A 14,651-nucleotide genomic window follows, 5' to 3' on the forward strand; every position below is an offset into this window, starting at 1 on the left:
GGGACACTCATGCTGCGACATCCGACCCCCGCCGCCCTCGGGCGCACCGCCGGGAGCGACCGAAAGACCTCTGTGCTGCGACGCCTGTCAATGGCGGTGGTGGCGATCACCGTCGCCACGACGGTGATCCCCGCCATCCCCGCCCAGGCCGCGGCCTTCAATGTGCTGGTGTTCTCCGAGACGGCCGGGTTCCGGCACGACTCGATCTCCACCGGGATCCAGGCCATCCGCGAGCTGGGGGCCGCCAACGACTTCGCCGTCGACGCGACCGAGGACTCGAACGCCTTCGTCGCGGCCAACCTGGCCCAGTACAAGGCGGTGGTGTTCCTCAACACGACCGGTGATGTGCTCAACGACGACCAGCAGGCCGCCTTCCAGGCGTACGTGGACGGCGGAGGCGGTTACGTAGGAGTGCATTCGGCCGCGGACACCGAGTACGACTGGCCGTACTACGGACAACTGATGGGGGCCTGGTTCACCAACCACCCGGCGATCCAGCAGGCCACCGTACGGAACGAGGACCGGGCGCACGCCGCGACCGCTCACCTCGGGACGACCTGGTCACGCACCGACGAATGGTACAACTACCGCGCCAACCCCCGCCCGAACGTCCGGGTACTGCAGAGTCTGGACGAGGGCAGCTACAGCGGCGGCGGCATGGGCGATCACCCGATCACCTGGTGCCACCCCCAGTCCTCCGGCCGCGCGTTCTACACCGGTCTGGGGCACACCCGCGAGTCTTACGCCGATCCGAACTTCCGCACGCTGCTGCTCGGCGGGATCCGGTACGCGGCCAAGGCCATCAACGCCGACTGCCGTCCAGAGACCGGGTACACGACGTTGTACAACGGCTCGACGACGGGCTGGTCGCAAGCGGGGCCGGGGTCGTTCGCCAACAGCGACGCCACGCTGACCTCCCAGGGCGGCATGGGGATGTTGTGGCACAACGCCAAGGAGTTCCGTTCCTACTCCCTCAAGCTCGACTGGAAGCTGACCGGCGACTCCAACTCCGGCGTGATCGTCGGGTTCCCGGCCACCACTGACCCCAACGCGGCGCTCAACACCGGATACGAGGTGCAGATCGATGCAACCGACACACCGGACAAGACGACCGGGGCGATCTACGGGTTCAAGGCCGCCGACATCACCGCCCGGGACGCGGCGCTGAACCCGCCGGGGCAGTGGAACACCTATGAGCTGCTGGTGGAGGGTGAGCGGCTGCAGGTGTTCCTGAACGGCACCAGAATCAACGACTTCACCAACACAGATCCGGTCCGCTCGCTCCAGCAGGGCCACATCGGCATCCAGAACCACGGGTCCGGCGACGTGGTGTCCTTCCGCAACATCCGTATCAAGGAACTGTCCAGCACCCCGGGCAGTACGAGCGCGCTGCGGGGTGTGGGGTCGAACCGGTGCCTGGACGTCAGCGGCGCGTCGCAGGCCAACGGCGCGCAGGCGCAGATCTGGGACTGCAACGGGCAGCCCAACCAGCAGTGGACCTCGACCAGCGCCGGTGAGCTGCGGGTCTACGGCGGCAAGTGCCTGGACGTGAACGCGGCCGGGACCGCGGACGGCACCGCGGTGATCATCTGGACCTGCAACGGCCAGAACAACCAAAAGTGGCGCCTCAACACCGACGGCAGCATCACCGCCATCGGCGCGAACAAGTGCCTGGACGTCAACGGCACCGGCAACGGCACCAAGGCGCGCATCTGGACCTGCACCGGAGCAACCAACCAACGCTGGACCCGCTGAGGCCCTCGGTCACACGCCGGCGCGCGGCCCCCGTCGAGGGGCCGCGCGAGCCTCCCCTCGTCACCTCCGACCCCGACCGTTGCCGGCAACCCCCTCAGGAGATCCTTCATGCGAAGATCACGCCTGTTCTCCGCCCTGGTCGCAGCCTTGTCAGGGCTGTTGATGTCCTTGTCGCCACAAGTGGCGCATGCGGCCGCACCGCAGTTCAGGGTGCTGTTGTTCACCGAGACGGCGAGCGGCGCCTTCCGGCATGACTCCATCCCCGCAGGTGTCGCGATGTTCCAGCGGCTGGCGACCGACAACAATTTCCAGCTCGACCACAGCGAGGACTCCGCCGTCTTCACGACCGCGACCCTGGCCGCCTACGACGCGGTGATCATGTTCCAGACCAACGGCATGGTGTGGGACAACGATGCTCAGCGTCAGGCCTTCCAGGCCTATGTGCGCGGTGGTCACGGCGTCGTCGCGATCCACAACGCCACCGACATGAACATCGAAGCGCAGTTTCCCTGGTGGGACCAGGTCGTCCTGGCCGGTGCCCACATGACCGCGCATTCGTCGATCCTGCAGGGCACCGCCAAGGTGGCCGACAAGGCTCACCCCTCCACGAAAGGGCTGCCGGATCGGTGGGTGCGTCCGGAAGAGTGGTACAACTTCGACAAGAACATGCGGGGCTCGGTGCACGTGCTGGTGACCGCGGACGAGACCACGTATGACGCGGGGCCGAACAAGATGGGCGCCGACCACCCGATCTCCTGGTGTCACAACCCGGAGGGCGGCCGGGTGTGGGCCACCGCGATGGGCCACCAGGCGTCCTCCTATGCGGAGCCCCTGTTCGAACAGCACCTGCTGGGTGCGGTGCAGTGGGCGGCGGGCGCGGCGCCGGGTGACTGCGGCGGCACGGTCGCGGCCCGGTTCCAGAAGGTGACCCTCGACGGCGCACCGGACCAGCCGATGGAGCTGGACGTGGCCGCCGACGGCCGGGTCTTCTACATCTCGCGCTCCGGCAAGGTGAACATGATCCCCGCCAATGGCGGGGGCACGCGCGTCATCGGCACCCTGTCGGTGTACGACGGCGGCGAGGACGGCGGCATCGGGCTGGCGCTGGACCCGAGCTTCGCCACCAACGGCTGGATCTACGTCAACTACTCGCCGTCCAACAGCGGTGAGGTGAACCGGGTATCAAGGTTCACGTTCAACGGGACCAGCCTCGACCTGGCGAGCGAGAAGAAGATCATCGAGGTTCCCGCGTACCGCAACGTCGACGAGCCCGGCCACACCGGCGGCTACCTCGCGTTCGGGCCGGCCGGGAACCTGTACATCGGTCCGGGTGACGACACCAATCCCAACGGGTCCAGCGGGTACGCCCCGATCGACGAGCGGCCGGGCCGGGAGCACTACGATGCTCAGCGGTCCTCGGCCAACACCAACGACCTGCGCGGCAAGATCCTGCGCATCCACCCCGAGCCCGACGGCACCTACACGATCCCGTCCGGCAACCTGTTCGCGGCGGGCACCGCCAAGACCCGGCCGGAGATCTACGCGATGGGCTTCCGCAACCCGTTCCGCTTCTCGGTCGACAAGGTGACGGGCTGGATCTCGGTGGGCGACTACGGTCCGGATGCGGGCGCCGCGAACCCCAGCCGCGGTCCCGAGGGCACCGTCGAGTGGAACCTGATCAAGCAGCCCGGCTTCTACGGCTGGCCGTACTGCGTCGGCAACAACCTCCCGTTCAACGACTACAACTTCGCCACCAGCACCTCCGGCGGGAAGTTCACCTGCTCAGCGCCGGTCAACAACTCGCCCAACAACACCGGCCTGACCAACCTGCCTGCGGCCAAGCCCGCTACCGTGTGGTACGACTACCACGCCTCGGCCGAGTTCCCCGAAATCGACTGCTGCGGCGGCGCCGCCCCGATGGGCGGCCCGTTCTACCGCTACGACCCGGCCGGCGGCTCAGACCGAAAGTTCCCCGAGTACTTCGACGGCACGCCGTTCTTCTATGAATGGAGCCGCAACTTCGTCAAGGAGTTCCGCCTGGACACCTCGGGCAACCTCCTGAAGATCAACCCCTTTGTGGCACAGCTCGCCCCGCGTGCGCCGATCGACATGAAGTTCGGCCCGGACGGAGCGCTGTACATGGCCGACTGGGGCAACGGCTTCGGTCACGCGAACACCGATGACAGCATTTACCGTGTCGACTACGTGGCCGGAAACCGCGCGCCCCTGGCCAAGGCGAGCGCCGACCCCGACTCGGGCGCGGCACCGCTGGCGGTGGCGTTCTCCTCGGCCGGCTCGACCGACCCCGACGGCGATGCGATCACCTACGCGTGGGACTTCGGCGACGGCGGGGCCTCCACCAGCGCCGACCCCTCCCACACCTACAACACCAACGGCACCTACACGGCCAAGCTGACCGTACGGGACTCCGGCGGGAAGACGGGCAGCGTCACCTTGCCCATCGTCGTCGGCAACACCCGTCCCAAGGTGGCCTTCTCGGCTCCACCCGACGGCGGGTTCATCGACTTCGGCGACGAGGTGGACTACACGGTGAACGTCACCGACGCCGAGGACGGCGCCGCCGACTGCACCAAGGTCAACGTGATCACCGCGCTCGGCCATGACCAGCACGCCCACGACACCGGCCAGTACACCGGTTGCTCCGGGACGGTCACGACCACCGCCTCCGGCCATGACGAGGCCGCCAACGTCTACTACGTCCTGTCCGCCGACTACACCGACAGGGGCGGCCTGAAGGGCTCCGCCGGCCTCACCCTGCAGCCGAAACACAAGCAGGCCGAGCACTTCACCGGCTCGTCCGGAATCCGCGTCATCGACGAGTCCGGAGCCGAAGGCGGCAGGCGCATCGGTGACATCTCCAACAATGACTGGATCTCCTTCAGCCCGATCAACCTGTCCGGGATCGACACGGTGTCCTTCCGCGTCTCGGCGCCGTCCAACACCGGGGCGTCCATCGAACTGCACGCCGACTCGCCGACCGGGGCCCTCCTCGCCTCCCGCCCCGTGCCGGCGACCGGGGGATGGAACACCTACGTGTCGCTGCCCGCGGTGCAGGTCACCGACCCCGGCGGTACCCGCAATGTCCACATCGTGTTCAAGGCGCCGTCCGCGAACTCGTTCGACGTGGACTCCATCTCCTTCAACGGCAAGGGCGTCGGGCAGGGGGACGGCTCACCTCCGGGCAGCACGAGCGCGCTGCGGGGTGTGGGGTCGAACCGGTGCTTGGACCTCAACGGAGCCACGCAGACGAACGGCGCGCAGGTGCAGATCTGGGACTGCAATGGGCAGCCCAACCAGCAGTGGACGTCGACCGGTTCGGGTGAGCTCCGGGTGTACGGCAACAAGTGCCTGGACGTGAACGGGGCCGGGACGGCGGACGGCACCGCGGTGATCATCTGGGACTGCAGCGGCCAGAACAACCAGAAATGGCGCCTCGACGCCGACGGCGACATCACGGCCGTCGGAGCGAACAAGTGCCTGAACGTCAGCGGCGCCGGCACCGCCAACGGCACCAAGGTGCAGATCTGGGCGTGCGACGGCCAGAACAACCAGAAGTGGACCCGCGTCTGATTCCCATGCGACGCCTCCGTAGGGAGCGAGATTCGAGATGTCTGATCTATCGCGAAGGCAAGTGCTGAAATTAGGCGCGGCAGGATCTGGAGCAGCGATGTTGCCGCTGGGGTGGACGGCCGCCGCTCGGGCCGCCTCGGCGCCCCCTCCCCAGGTGAGCGCCGCAAACGAGCTGGCCCTGTGGTACGACGAGAGCGCCGGCGCGGACTGGCTGCGCGCGCTCCCGATCGGCAACGGCCGTCTGGGCGCCATGGTGTTCGGCAACGCCGACACCGAGCGGTTGCAGCTCAACGAGGACACCGTCTGGGCCGGCGGACCGTACGACCAGAGCAATCCCCGAGGGGCGGCGGCGCTGGGGCAGATCCGGCAACTGGTCTTCCAGAACCAGTGGAGCCAGGCCCAGACGATGATCGACCAGAACATGCGGGGAAACCCGGCGGGACAGTTGGCCTACCAGACCGTCGGTGATCTGCGGCTCGGCTTCGGCAGCGCCGCCGGGGTCGCGGAGTACAACCGTTATCTGGACCTCACCACGGCCACCACGGCCGTGTCCTATCTGCAGAACGGCGTCCGGTACCGGCGCGAGGTACTCGCGAGCGCGCCCGATCAGGTGATCGCCATCCGTCTGACCGCCGACAGGCCGGGCTCGATCACGTTCTCCGCGACGTTCGGCAGCCCGCAACGAGCGACGCGCTCCAGCCCGGACGGGACCACGGTCGCGCTCGACGGCATCTCGGGAGACATGGAGGGAGTGGCCGGCTCGGTCCGGTACCTGGCGCTGGCGCGGGCCGTCGCCGAAGGCGGCAGCGTCAGAAGTTCCGGCGGCACGCTGCAGGTCACGTCCGCCAACAGCGTGCTGGTGCTGGTGTCCATCGGCTCCAGTTACCGCGACTTCCGCGACGTCGGCGGTGACTACCAGGGCATCGCGCGGCGCCATCTCGACGCGGCCACCGGCAGGACCTACGACGACCTGCGCGGCCGGCACGTCGCCGATTACCAGCGGTTGTTCGGGCGCACGACGCTTGACCTCGGCCGGACGGCGGCAGCCGACCAGCCGACCGACGTGCGGATCGCGCAGCACGCGAACACCGACGACCCGCAGTTCTCCGCGCTGCTGTTCCAGTACGGCCGATACCTGCTGATCTCCTCCTCGCGGCCGGGCACGCAACCGGCCAACCTGCAGGGCATCTGGAACGATTCGCTCACGCCGGCCTGGGACTCGAAATACACCATCAACGCGAATCTGCCGATGAACTATTGGCCGGCCGACACAACGAACCTGTCCGAGTGCTACGAGCCGGTGTTCGCCATGATGGACGAACTCGCGGTCAGCGGCGCCCGAACGGCCCGCGTCCAGTACAACGCCGGCGGTTGGGTGACCCATCACAACACCGACGCGTGGCGGGGGACGTCGGTCGTGGACGGCGCGTTCTGGGGCATGTGGCAGACCGGCGGCGCCTGGCTGGCCACCCTCGTCTGGGACCACTACAGCTTCACCGGCGACCTGGAGTTCCTCCGGCGGTACTACCCCGCGATGAGAGGCGCCGCGCAGTTCTTCCTCGAGACCCTCGTGCAGGAGCCGAATCTCGGGTATCTGGTCACCAACCCGTCGAACTCTCCGGAACTCGCCCACCACGCGGGCGCCAGCGTCTGCGCCGGCCCCACCATGGACAACCAGATCCTGCGAGATCTGTTCAACGACTGCGCCGAGGCCGCCCAGGCGCTCGGTGTCGACGCCGACTTCCGGGCGCGGGTCCTGGCCGCCCGGGACCGGCTCCCGCCGATGAAGATCGGCTCGCGCGGCAACATCCAGGAGTGGCTGTACGACTGGGTCGAGACCGAGCCCGCCCATCGGCACATCTCCCACCTGTACGGCCTGCATCCCAGCAACCAGATCACCAAGCGCGGCACTCCGGGTCTCTACACCGCCGCGCGGCGCACCCTCGAACTACGCGGGGACGACGGGACCGGCTGGTCACTCGCCTGGAAGATCAACTATTGGGCGCGGATGGAGGAAGGCAGCCGGGCGCACGCGCTGCTCCGTCGCCTGGTGACGACGGACCGGCTGGCGCCGAACATGTTCGACCTGCACCCGCCGTTCCAGATCGACGGCAACTTCGGCGCCACGTCCGGCATCGCCGAGATGTTGCTGCACAGCCACAACGGCGAGCTGCACGTGCTGCCGGCACTGCCGCCGGCCTGGCCGAACGGCAAGGTGCAGGGCCTTCGGGGACGCGGCGGCCACACCGTGGACGCGACATGGAGCTCCGGCGGGGCCACCGAGATCCTCATCAGGTTCGACCGTGACGGGACGGTCAACGTGCGCAGCCGGATCTTCGCCGGAACCTACGAGGTGGTCGACGCCACGACCGGCGATACCGTCACCGTCGCCGAACCCGAGAACGACGTCATCGGACTGACCGGCCAGGCCGGTCATACGTACCGCATGACCGGGTCCGGCCCTGCGCCGGTGAGCTACGTGCGGATCACCAATGCGACCACCGGCCTGGTACTGGACAGCGGTGGGAACGTCGTCGCCGGGTCGAACCTCAAGCAGTGGAACTGGGACGGCAGCACCAACCTGCAGTGGCAGCTCGTGGACCTGGGCGACGGCTGGTACCGCATCGTCAACCGCGCCAACGCCATGGTCATCGACAGCTGGGGCAACACCGCCAACGGCGCCAATGCCCGGCAGTCGGCCTGGAACGGCGGCGCCGACCAGCAGTGGCGACTCAACAGTACGGGCAACGGCCGCCACCAGATCATCAACCGAGGCACCGGCACCGCCCTGGACGGCATGGGCAACAGCACCGCCGGCTCCGCCGTCGCCTTGTGGACGCCGAACAGCAGCACCAACAACCAATGGACGATCACGAGCGCGTGACCGCGTTCAGCCCTACATGCCGGTCGGCCGGCCCGTCAGCGCCGCAGTCGAGCGGCCGATTGCGTGGCGGGGTTGCTCAGGAAGATCGGTTCACGTTGTTCTGCTGTTCGGCGTGGCTTGATTCGGAGTGACTGGATGTGGCTTTCAATGGCGGGACAGTCATGTGACGGCACCTGCCCCGGTGACGGTCCGATCAGGATGGTGTCGTCAGCCAAGACGGTCCCGGCCTGCCTCCGGGAGCCGTCGCAGCTCAGGCGGGGCACTGCCTCGCGTACCTGGACGGAGTCCCACATGCCCACGATCACGACCGAAGACGGTACCGAGATCTTCTACAAGGACTGGGGGAGCGGGCAGCCGATCGTCTTCAGCCACGGCTGGCCTCTGTCGTCGGACGACTGGGACAGCCAGATGCTGTTCTTCCTGCGGAACGGCTACCGCGTCATCGCCCACGATCGCCGCGGTCACGGCCGGTCGGCTCAAGTCAGCGAGGGTCACGACATGGACCACTACGCCGACGACCTGGCCGCCGTCACCGCGCACCTTGATCTGAGTGACGCCGTTCACATCGGACACTCCACCGGCGGCGGGGAGGTCGTGCGCTACCTCGCCCGCCACGGCGAGTCGCGCGTCGCCAAGGCGGCGCTCCTCGCCGCGGTCCCGCCGTTGATGGTGCGGACCGACGCGTACCCCGGTGGCCTGCCCAAGAGTGTCTTCGACGACCTGCAGAACCAGCTCGCGGCCAACCGCTCGGAGTTCTACCGGGCGCTCCCGTCCGGCCCGTTCTACGGTTTCAACCGGCCGGGTGCGGAGCTGTCGGAGGCGCTCGTCCAGAACTGGTGGCGGCAGGGCATGATGGGCAGTGCGAAGGCCCATTACGACGGTATCGTGGCGTTTTCGCAGACCGACTTCACCGAGGACCTCAAGAAGATCACCGTGCCGACGCTGGTCATGCACGGTGATGACGACCAGATCGTTCCCTACGAGAACTCGGCTCCGCTGTCGGCCGAGCTTCTGCGGAACGGCACGCTGAAGACGTACACAGGCTTCCCCCATGGCATGCCGACCACCCACGCCGAGACGATCAACGCCGACCTGCTCGAGTTCATCAGGCAGTGAAGTTCAGCGCGGCGGGCGATCGGTTCGGTGGCGGGTGCGCCGACGAGGCGGGACAAGGTGCCGCTGGCTCGCGGGGAGGTCAGATGAGGCCGCGGCGGCTGGCCTGGGCGCCTGCCTGAAAGCGGGTCTCGGCGTCCAGTTCGTCCAGGAGGTGACGCAGGCGGCGGCGGAGGCTCCTCGGGCTGGTGCCGAGTTGGCGGGCGATGGCGTCGTCCTTGAGTCCGGCCGAGAGCAGTGTCAGGAGCTGGCGATCCTCCTGGGTGAGCTCCGCCCACTCCTCGCCGCGGCCGGGTTCGGAGGCCGGCTCCGGCGCGTCGTCAGGGAGCGTGGATTGAGAGCCCATCGGCAGCGCCTGCTTCCACAGGTGCTCGAACAGCTCGACCAGGGCCACCACCATGGTGGACCCCTTGATCAGCACGCCGCGCGTCAACGGTGGATCCATGTGCAGCGGCATGACCGCTCGCCAGCGGTCGACGAGCGCCATCTTGAACGGCAGTTCGGGCAGGACCCGCGCCTCCTCGCCCGCCTTGACCAGGCTGCCCAGCTCCTGCAGCGCTCCCGCGTGATCGAACGCCTCCGGCACGTAGATGGTCCGATAACGGACGCCTTTGCGGAGCAGGGCGGTCTGGAGCGGATTGTGATAGTCCAGCACGTACGGAGGCCGGTCGAAGGTCAGCACCTCCTCCTTGGCCTCCTGCTGCAGCCGGACGTACCAGCGGGCCTGCTCCTCGGGCCCCGCCAGGACCTCGAACTGGCCACCCTCCTCAAGATCCTGCCCGGCGGTGCGGAAGGCCGCCTCCAACTGGTCGGCCGTGTCGGTGAGCCGGTCCAGGTCGCTCTGCAGGCCGCGCACCAGCGAGCGGATGGCGGTCCCCGGGTTCGTCGCCGTCCAGCGGGGTGACCGCCCCCACAGGCGGCTGACCAGGCCCCTGGCGCGCAGTCTGCTCAGTGACGTCTGGATGCGCCCCGGGTTCTCCCCGCTCCGCATGACGAGCTCCTGCACGGTGATACCGGGGCAGGCCAGCACCTCGCGGTAGATCCGCTCGTCGAACGCGCTGACCCCCACCACCGCCAGCGCCGGGCCCTCATCAAGCATGCCTACGATCTTGGCCACTTCCGGCAGTTGCCGCAATAGGCCACATGAACCTCCTTGTCACCAAAATTAACAAGCCATTAGAACTCGGGATGTGCTTCAGAGAACTGGTCTTACCGGCGTCGTGATAGCGGCCCTGGTGGCCGCCGCCACACCGGCCCAAGCGACACCCACCCCCACCCCCACCCCCTCGGCCTCCTTCCCGACAGGGCAGGTCACCGGGGTTGCCGGCCCCCCTAAGACGATCACCCTCATCACCGGGGACAAGGTCACCCTCCGCCCGATCCCCGGCGAGCAGACCCGGCTCGACGTCGAGCCGGGCCCCAGCAGGGAGAAGATCAACTTCGTCCACCGCCGGGGCGAGGAAGGGCTCAGCATCGTTCCCGTCGATGCGATGCCCCTTCTGGCCGCGGGCCGGCTGGACCCCCGGCTGTTCAACGTCACCCAGCTTGCCTCGCTCGGCTACGACGACGCCGCCACGCCGGCGCTCCCGCTGATCGTGACGTACCCCGCAGGCACCGCCGCGCTGCGCGTCGCGGGCGGGCGCCCGCTGCCCGCGGTCAACGGTACGGCGCAGAGCGAGCCGCGCGCCGCCGCGGGCACACTCTGGAAATCCCTGACCGCGCAGGCCAGATCGACGTCCGCGCCTGAGAAGATCTGGCTGGACGGCAAGGCCAAGATCTCTCTCGACGTCAGCGTCCCGCGCATCGGCGCGCCCCAGGCATGGGCGGCGGGCCACACCGGCAAGGACGTCACCGTCGCGGTGCTCGACACCGGCTACGACCCCGGCCACCCCGACCTACAGGGCCTGGTCACCAAGACGGAGAACTTCACGTTCGAGCCCGACGTCCGCGACCTCAACGGCCACGGCACTCATGTCGCCACCACGATCGCCGGATCCGGCGCCGCCTCGGGCGGCAAGCACAAGGGCGTCGCTCCCGACGCGAGGCTGCTGATCGGCAAGATCTGCGAGCAGAGCGGAAACTGCCCGGACTCGGCCATCATCGAGGGCATGACCTGGGCGGCGCAGAACGGCGCCCGCGTCGCGAACCTCAGCCTCGGCAGCCTCGACACTCCCGGCATCGACCCTCTGGAGCAGGCCGTCAACACGCTGTCGGAGCAGTACGGCACGCTGTTCGTCATCGCGTCGGGCAACGACGGCCCCCAAGCGCTCGGCTCGCCGAGCAGCGCGGACCACGCGCTGTCGGTCGGCGCCTCCCAGCACGAGGCCGACACGGTCGCCGGGTTCAGCAGCACCGGCCCGCGCGCCGGCGACGCCGCGGTCAAGCCCGACCTGATCGCGCCCGGCGTGGACATCGTCGCGGCCAGGGCCGCGGGCACCTCCGCCGGCGCCCCGGTGGACGACTTCCACACGCGCATGAGCGGTACGTCCATGGCCACCCCGCACGTGGCGGGAGCGGCGGCGATCGTCGCCGGCCGGCACCCCGACTGGAAGGCCGGCCAGATCAAGGCGGCGCTGATGGCCTCCACCGCGCCCGGCGACGAGCTCGGCGCCTACGTCCAGGGCTCCGGCCGCGTGGACGTCGCCCGCGCCATCACCCAGCAGGTCACGGCCGAGCCCACCTCGCTGAACATGGGGGACATCGAGCTGCCCGTTCCCTCGCCCAGCGAGCGTACGCTCACCTACCGCAACGACGGCGACACCGCCGTCCGGCTGGACCTGAGAGTGACGGCCAAGGACGGCCAGGGTGAGCCGGTGACGCCGTTCAAGCTCAGCGCCACCACGGTGGAGGTGCCCGCCCACGGCACCGCGCAGGTCAAGGTGACCGCCGAGGCCACCGCGCTCGGCACGTACAGCGGTACGGTCATCGCCGGCAACGCCGAGGTCTCCGTGCGCACCGGCATCGGCATGCGGGTGGAGCCGGAGAAGCACGCGCTCAAGCTGAGCTTCATCGGTTCGGACGGTAAGCCCGCTCAGGTGGCCTTCGCCGGGGTCATCGACCTCGACGCCAAGGAACAGCGCAACTACGACATCTCCAGCGGTGCGCTGGATCTCAGGTTGCTGAAGGGCCACCGCTACACGGTCGTCACCCTCATGGCCGACCAGGACGGCGCCGTGGTGATGGCCGCGGACCCGGAGTTCACGCTCGACGCCGACCGTACCTTCACCGCTGACGCCCGTGAGGCCGGACAGGTGGACGTACGGACGGAGGAGCCGACGGCACGGCTGGCGCTCGGCATGCTCGGCATGCTCCAGCTCGTCGACGGTATGCAACCGCTCGGCGTGGACGTCGACCTGAGCGGCATGCGGGGCGCCGACCGCGTCGAAGGCATCAAGGCCATCCCCACGACCCGTACGGTGAGCAAGCAGTTCGCCTACTACAGGTGGACGCAGTGGGCCAAGCCGAAGGGTGATGGCGGCTACGACGACAGCCCGTACTTCTACCACCTGATGAAGGCCGAGCCGCGCATTCCCGCCGACCCCGGCTACCGCCCGCGCCACCGCGATCTCGCGAAGGTCGCCTCCACGTACGGTACGCAGCAGGACGGGAAGCAGGGCGAGCACTTCGCCCTGCCCGTGCTGTACGGGAAGGAGCTGGCATGGACGCCCTACGGTGAGGTGTCCCGGTTCTCGCTCCCCTTCACCAGGACCGAGTACTACACGCCCGGCGACACCAGCTGGTACCCGTCCTTCGTCCAGTACCAGGTGCCGCCGATCGGGTTCGACGACCTGGACCAGTTCTTCTTCCACAGGGCCGACAAGACGATCACCTACCGCGCTGGACAGAAGACCTCCGATCGCTGGAACACCGGTGTCTTCGCGGCCTCGCTGACCCCGGGCGGCGACTACTCCTGGCGTGATGAGAACTGGCTGCAGGTGAGCGCCGAGCTGTTCGGGGACGGCAACCCCGACCGGCACTCCTTCGTCGACTACAGCAACCCGCAGGCCAAGCTCTACCGTGACGGCAAGGAGATCTTCACTGCCGATCACCTGTCCACCACCCTCGAGATGCCGGTGGACCGGAAGGCGGCCGACTACCGGCTCACCATGACCGCTGACCGCGACCCGGCCGCGACGAAGCTGTCCACCCGGGTCAGCGCCGAATGGCGGTTCCGGTCGAAGACCCCCGAGGCGGGCAAGCGGCAGGTGCTGCCGTTGATGGCCGTCAAGATCAACCCGGATCTGGACGCCCACAACCGTGCGGAGGTGGGCCGTATGCGCATCCCGCTGCGGGTCCAGCGCCAGGAGGGCTCACCTGACCTGAGGGTCAGCAAGCTCACCGTGGAGATCTCCTACGACGACGGCGGCACCTGGCTGCCCACGCTGGTGCACCGCTCCGGCAAGGGCGCCTGGGCCGCCGAGACCCGGCATCCGTCCGGCACGCACGGCAAGTTCGCCTCTTTGCGCGTCAAGGCGGCCGACACCGGCGGCAACTCCTTCACCGAGACCGTCATCAGGGCCTACGAGATCAAGTGAATCCAGGGATCCCGCCGCGCCTGCCGGGCGCGGCGGGATCCCGTCTCCGACGTCGGAGGAGCACGACGCGGTGATCCGGCGGATAGATTCGAGGAAGGATCATGAGATCGCTTTTCCCACGATGATGTGATTGGAGTGTCATGACGCTGACTATCTCGGAGGAACCTTGGGACAGTGTCGACGGAGACCGTTTGCGTAGCGCGATGGAAGCGGAACTGGCTGCCCGCTACGGCATCCCGGACCAGGAGACCGATAAGCCCACTGCGGAGAACGTCGACGTGTACCTCATCGCCCGCGACAGCGCCGGCAACGCGACCGGCTGCGGCGCGCTGCGCCTGCTGCCCGACGGCACGGCCGAGATCAAGCGGATGTACGTCACGCCCCAGGCTCGCGGCACAGACGTGGCCAGGAGCATCCTGCGTAACCTGGAGGAGCACGCTCGCCGACGTGGGCTCGACACTGTGCAACTGACGACCGGCGACAAGCAGCCCGACGCGATCCGATTCTACGAGCGTGAGGGCTACGAACGAACCGAGGGGTACGGTCCCTACGCCGGCCATCCCATGGCCGTCTGCATGGCCCGCCGGCTCGCCTGAGCTTGGCGCGGAGGGGGCCGCAGCGAGGTCCCCGGTCTTCCGAGCCTCCCGCCGCCGGCCGCCCTGCGGTCATCGGCGCCGACCGCAGGGCGGGTAGGGGAGCGGTACAAGGTGCCGGTTCCCGCGATCCTGCACTGGTGCCGCAGACAGGAAACACGTGGTGGCAATCGAACGGCG

General features: G+C 68.4%; 7 protein-coding genes. 6 read left to right on the forward strand and 1 reads right to left on the reverse strand.

Translation table 11 applies throughout. From position 1 onward, the window contains the following. Positions 1–9 precede the first annotated feature (9 nt). The 4 genes from ACIBQX_RS43250 to ACIBQX_RS43265 all read left to right on the forward strand — a co-directional run bounded on the left by ACIBQX_RS43250 (position 10) and on the right by ACIBQX_RS43265 (position 9,346). Entirely contained in the window at positions 10–1,755 is a 1,746-nt protein-coding gene (locus ACIBQX_RS43250; RefSeq protein ID WP_397015272.1) for a ThuA domain-containing protein, read from the forward strand. A 108-nt stretch (positions 1,756–1,863) separates the two neighbouring features. Next, on the forward strand, positions 1,864–5,346 hold the full coding sequence (locus ACIBQX_RS43255) for a ThuA domain-containing protein (protein WP_397015274.1): 3,483 nt from the start codon (positions 1,864–1,866) through the stop codon (positions 5,344–5,346). A 97-nt stretch (positions 5,347–5,443) separates the two neighbouring features. Next, positions 5,444–8,230, forward strand: a complete 2,787-nt coding sequence (locus ACIBQX_RS43260) for a glycosyl hydrolase family 95 catalytic domain-containing protein (protein WP_397015276.1) — start codon at positions 5,444–5,446, stop codon at positions 8,228–8,230. A 291-nt stretch (positions 8,231–8,521) separates the two neighbouring features. Next, positions 8,522–9,346: an alpha/beta fold hydrolase gene (locus tag ACIBQX_RS43265; protein WP_397015278.1), complete on the forward strand. Its 825-nt coding sequence runs from the start codon at positions 8,522–8,524 to the stop codon at positions 9,344–9,346. Positions 9,347–9,425: 79 nt separating this feature from the next. Here the strand turns inward: ACIBQX_RS43265 and ACIBQX_RS43270 are convergent, their stop codons facing one another. After that, on the reverse strand, positions 9,426–10,442 hold the full coding sequence (locus ACIBQX_RS43270) for a TrmB family transcriptional regulator (protein ID WP_397015280.1): 1,017 nt from the start codon (positions 10,440–10,442) through the stop codon (positions 9,426–9,428). A gap of 91 nt (positions 10,443–10,533) precedes the next feature. Here ACIBQX_RS43270 and ACIBQX_RS43275 point away from each other — a divergent pair, with 91 nt between their 5' ends. Both ACIBQX_RS43275 and ACIBQX_RS43280 read left to right on the forward strand, forming a co-directional pair. Continuing rightward, positions 10,534–13,878 carry a S8 family serine peptidase gene (locus ACIBQX_RS43275; protein WP_397015282.1) on the forward strand — a complete coding sequence of 1,115 codons (3,345 nt, stop codon included), beginning with the start codon at positions 10,534–10,536 and terminating at the stop codon, positions 13,876–13,878. 203 nt (positions 13,879–14,081) lie between these two features. Further along, positions 14,082–14,474: a GNAT family N-acetyltransferase gene (locus tag ACIBQX_RS43280; RefSeq protein ID WP_397015284.1), complete on the forward strand. Its 393-nt coding sequence runs from the start codon at positions 14,082–14,084 to the stop codon at positions 14,472–14,474. The last annotated feature ends 177 nt before the right edge of the window (positions 14,475–14,651 follow it).

The organism is Nonomuraea sp. NPDC049714, from assembly GCF_044465295.1.
Classification (GTDB): domain Bacteria; phylum Actinomycetota; class Actinomycetes; order Streptosporangiales; family Streptosporangiaceae; genus Nonomuraea.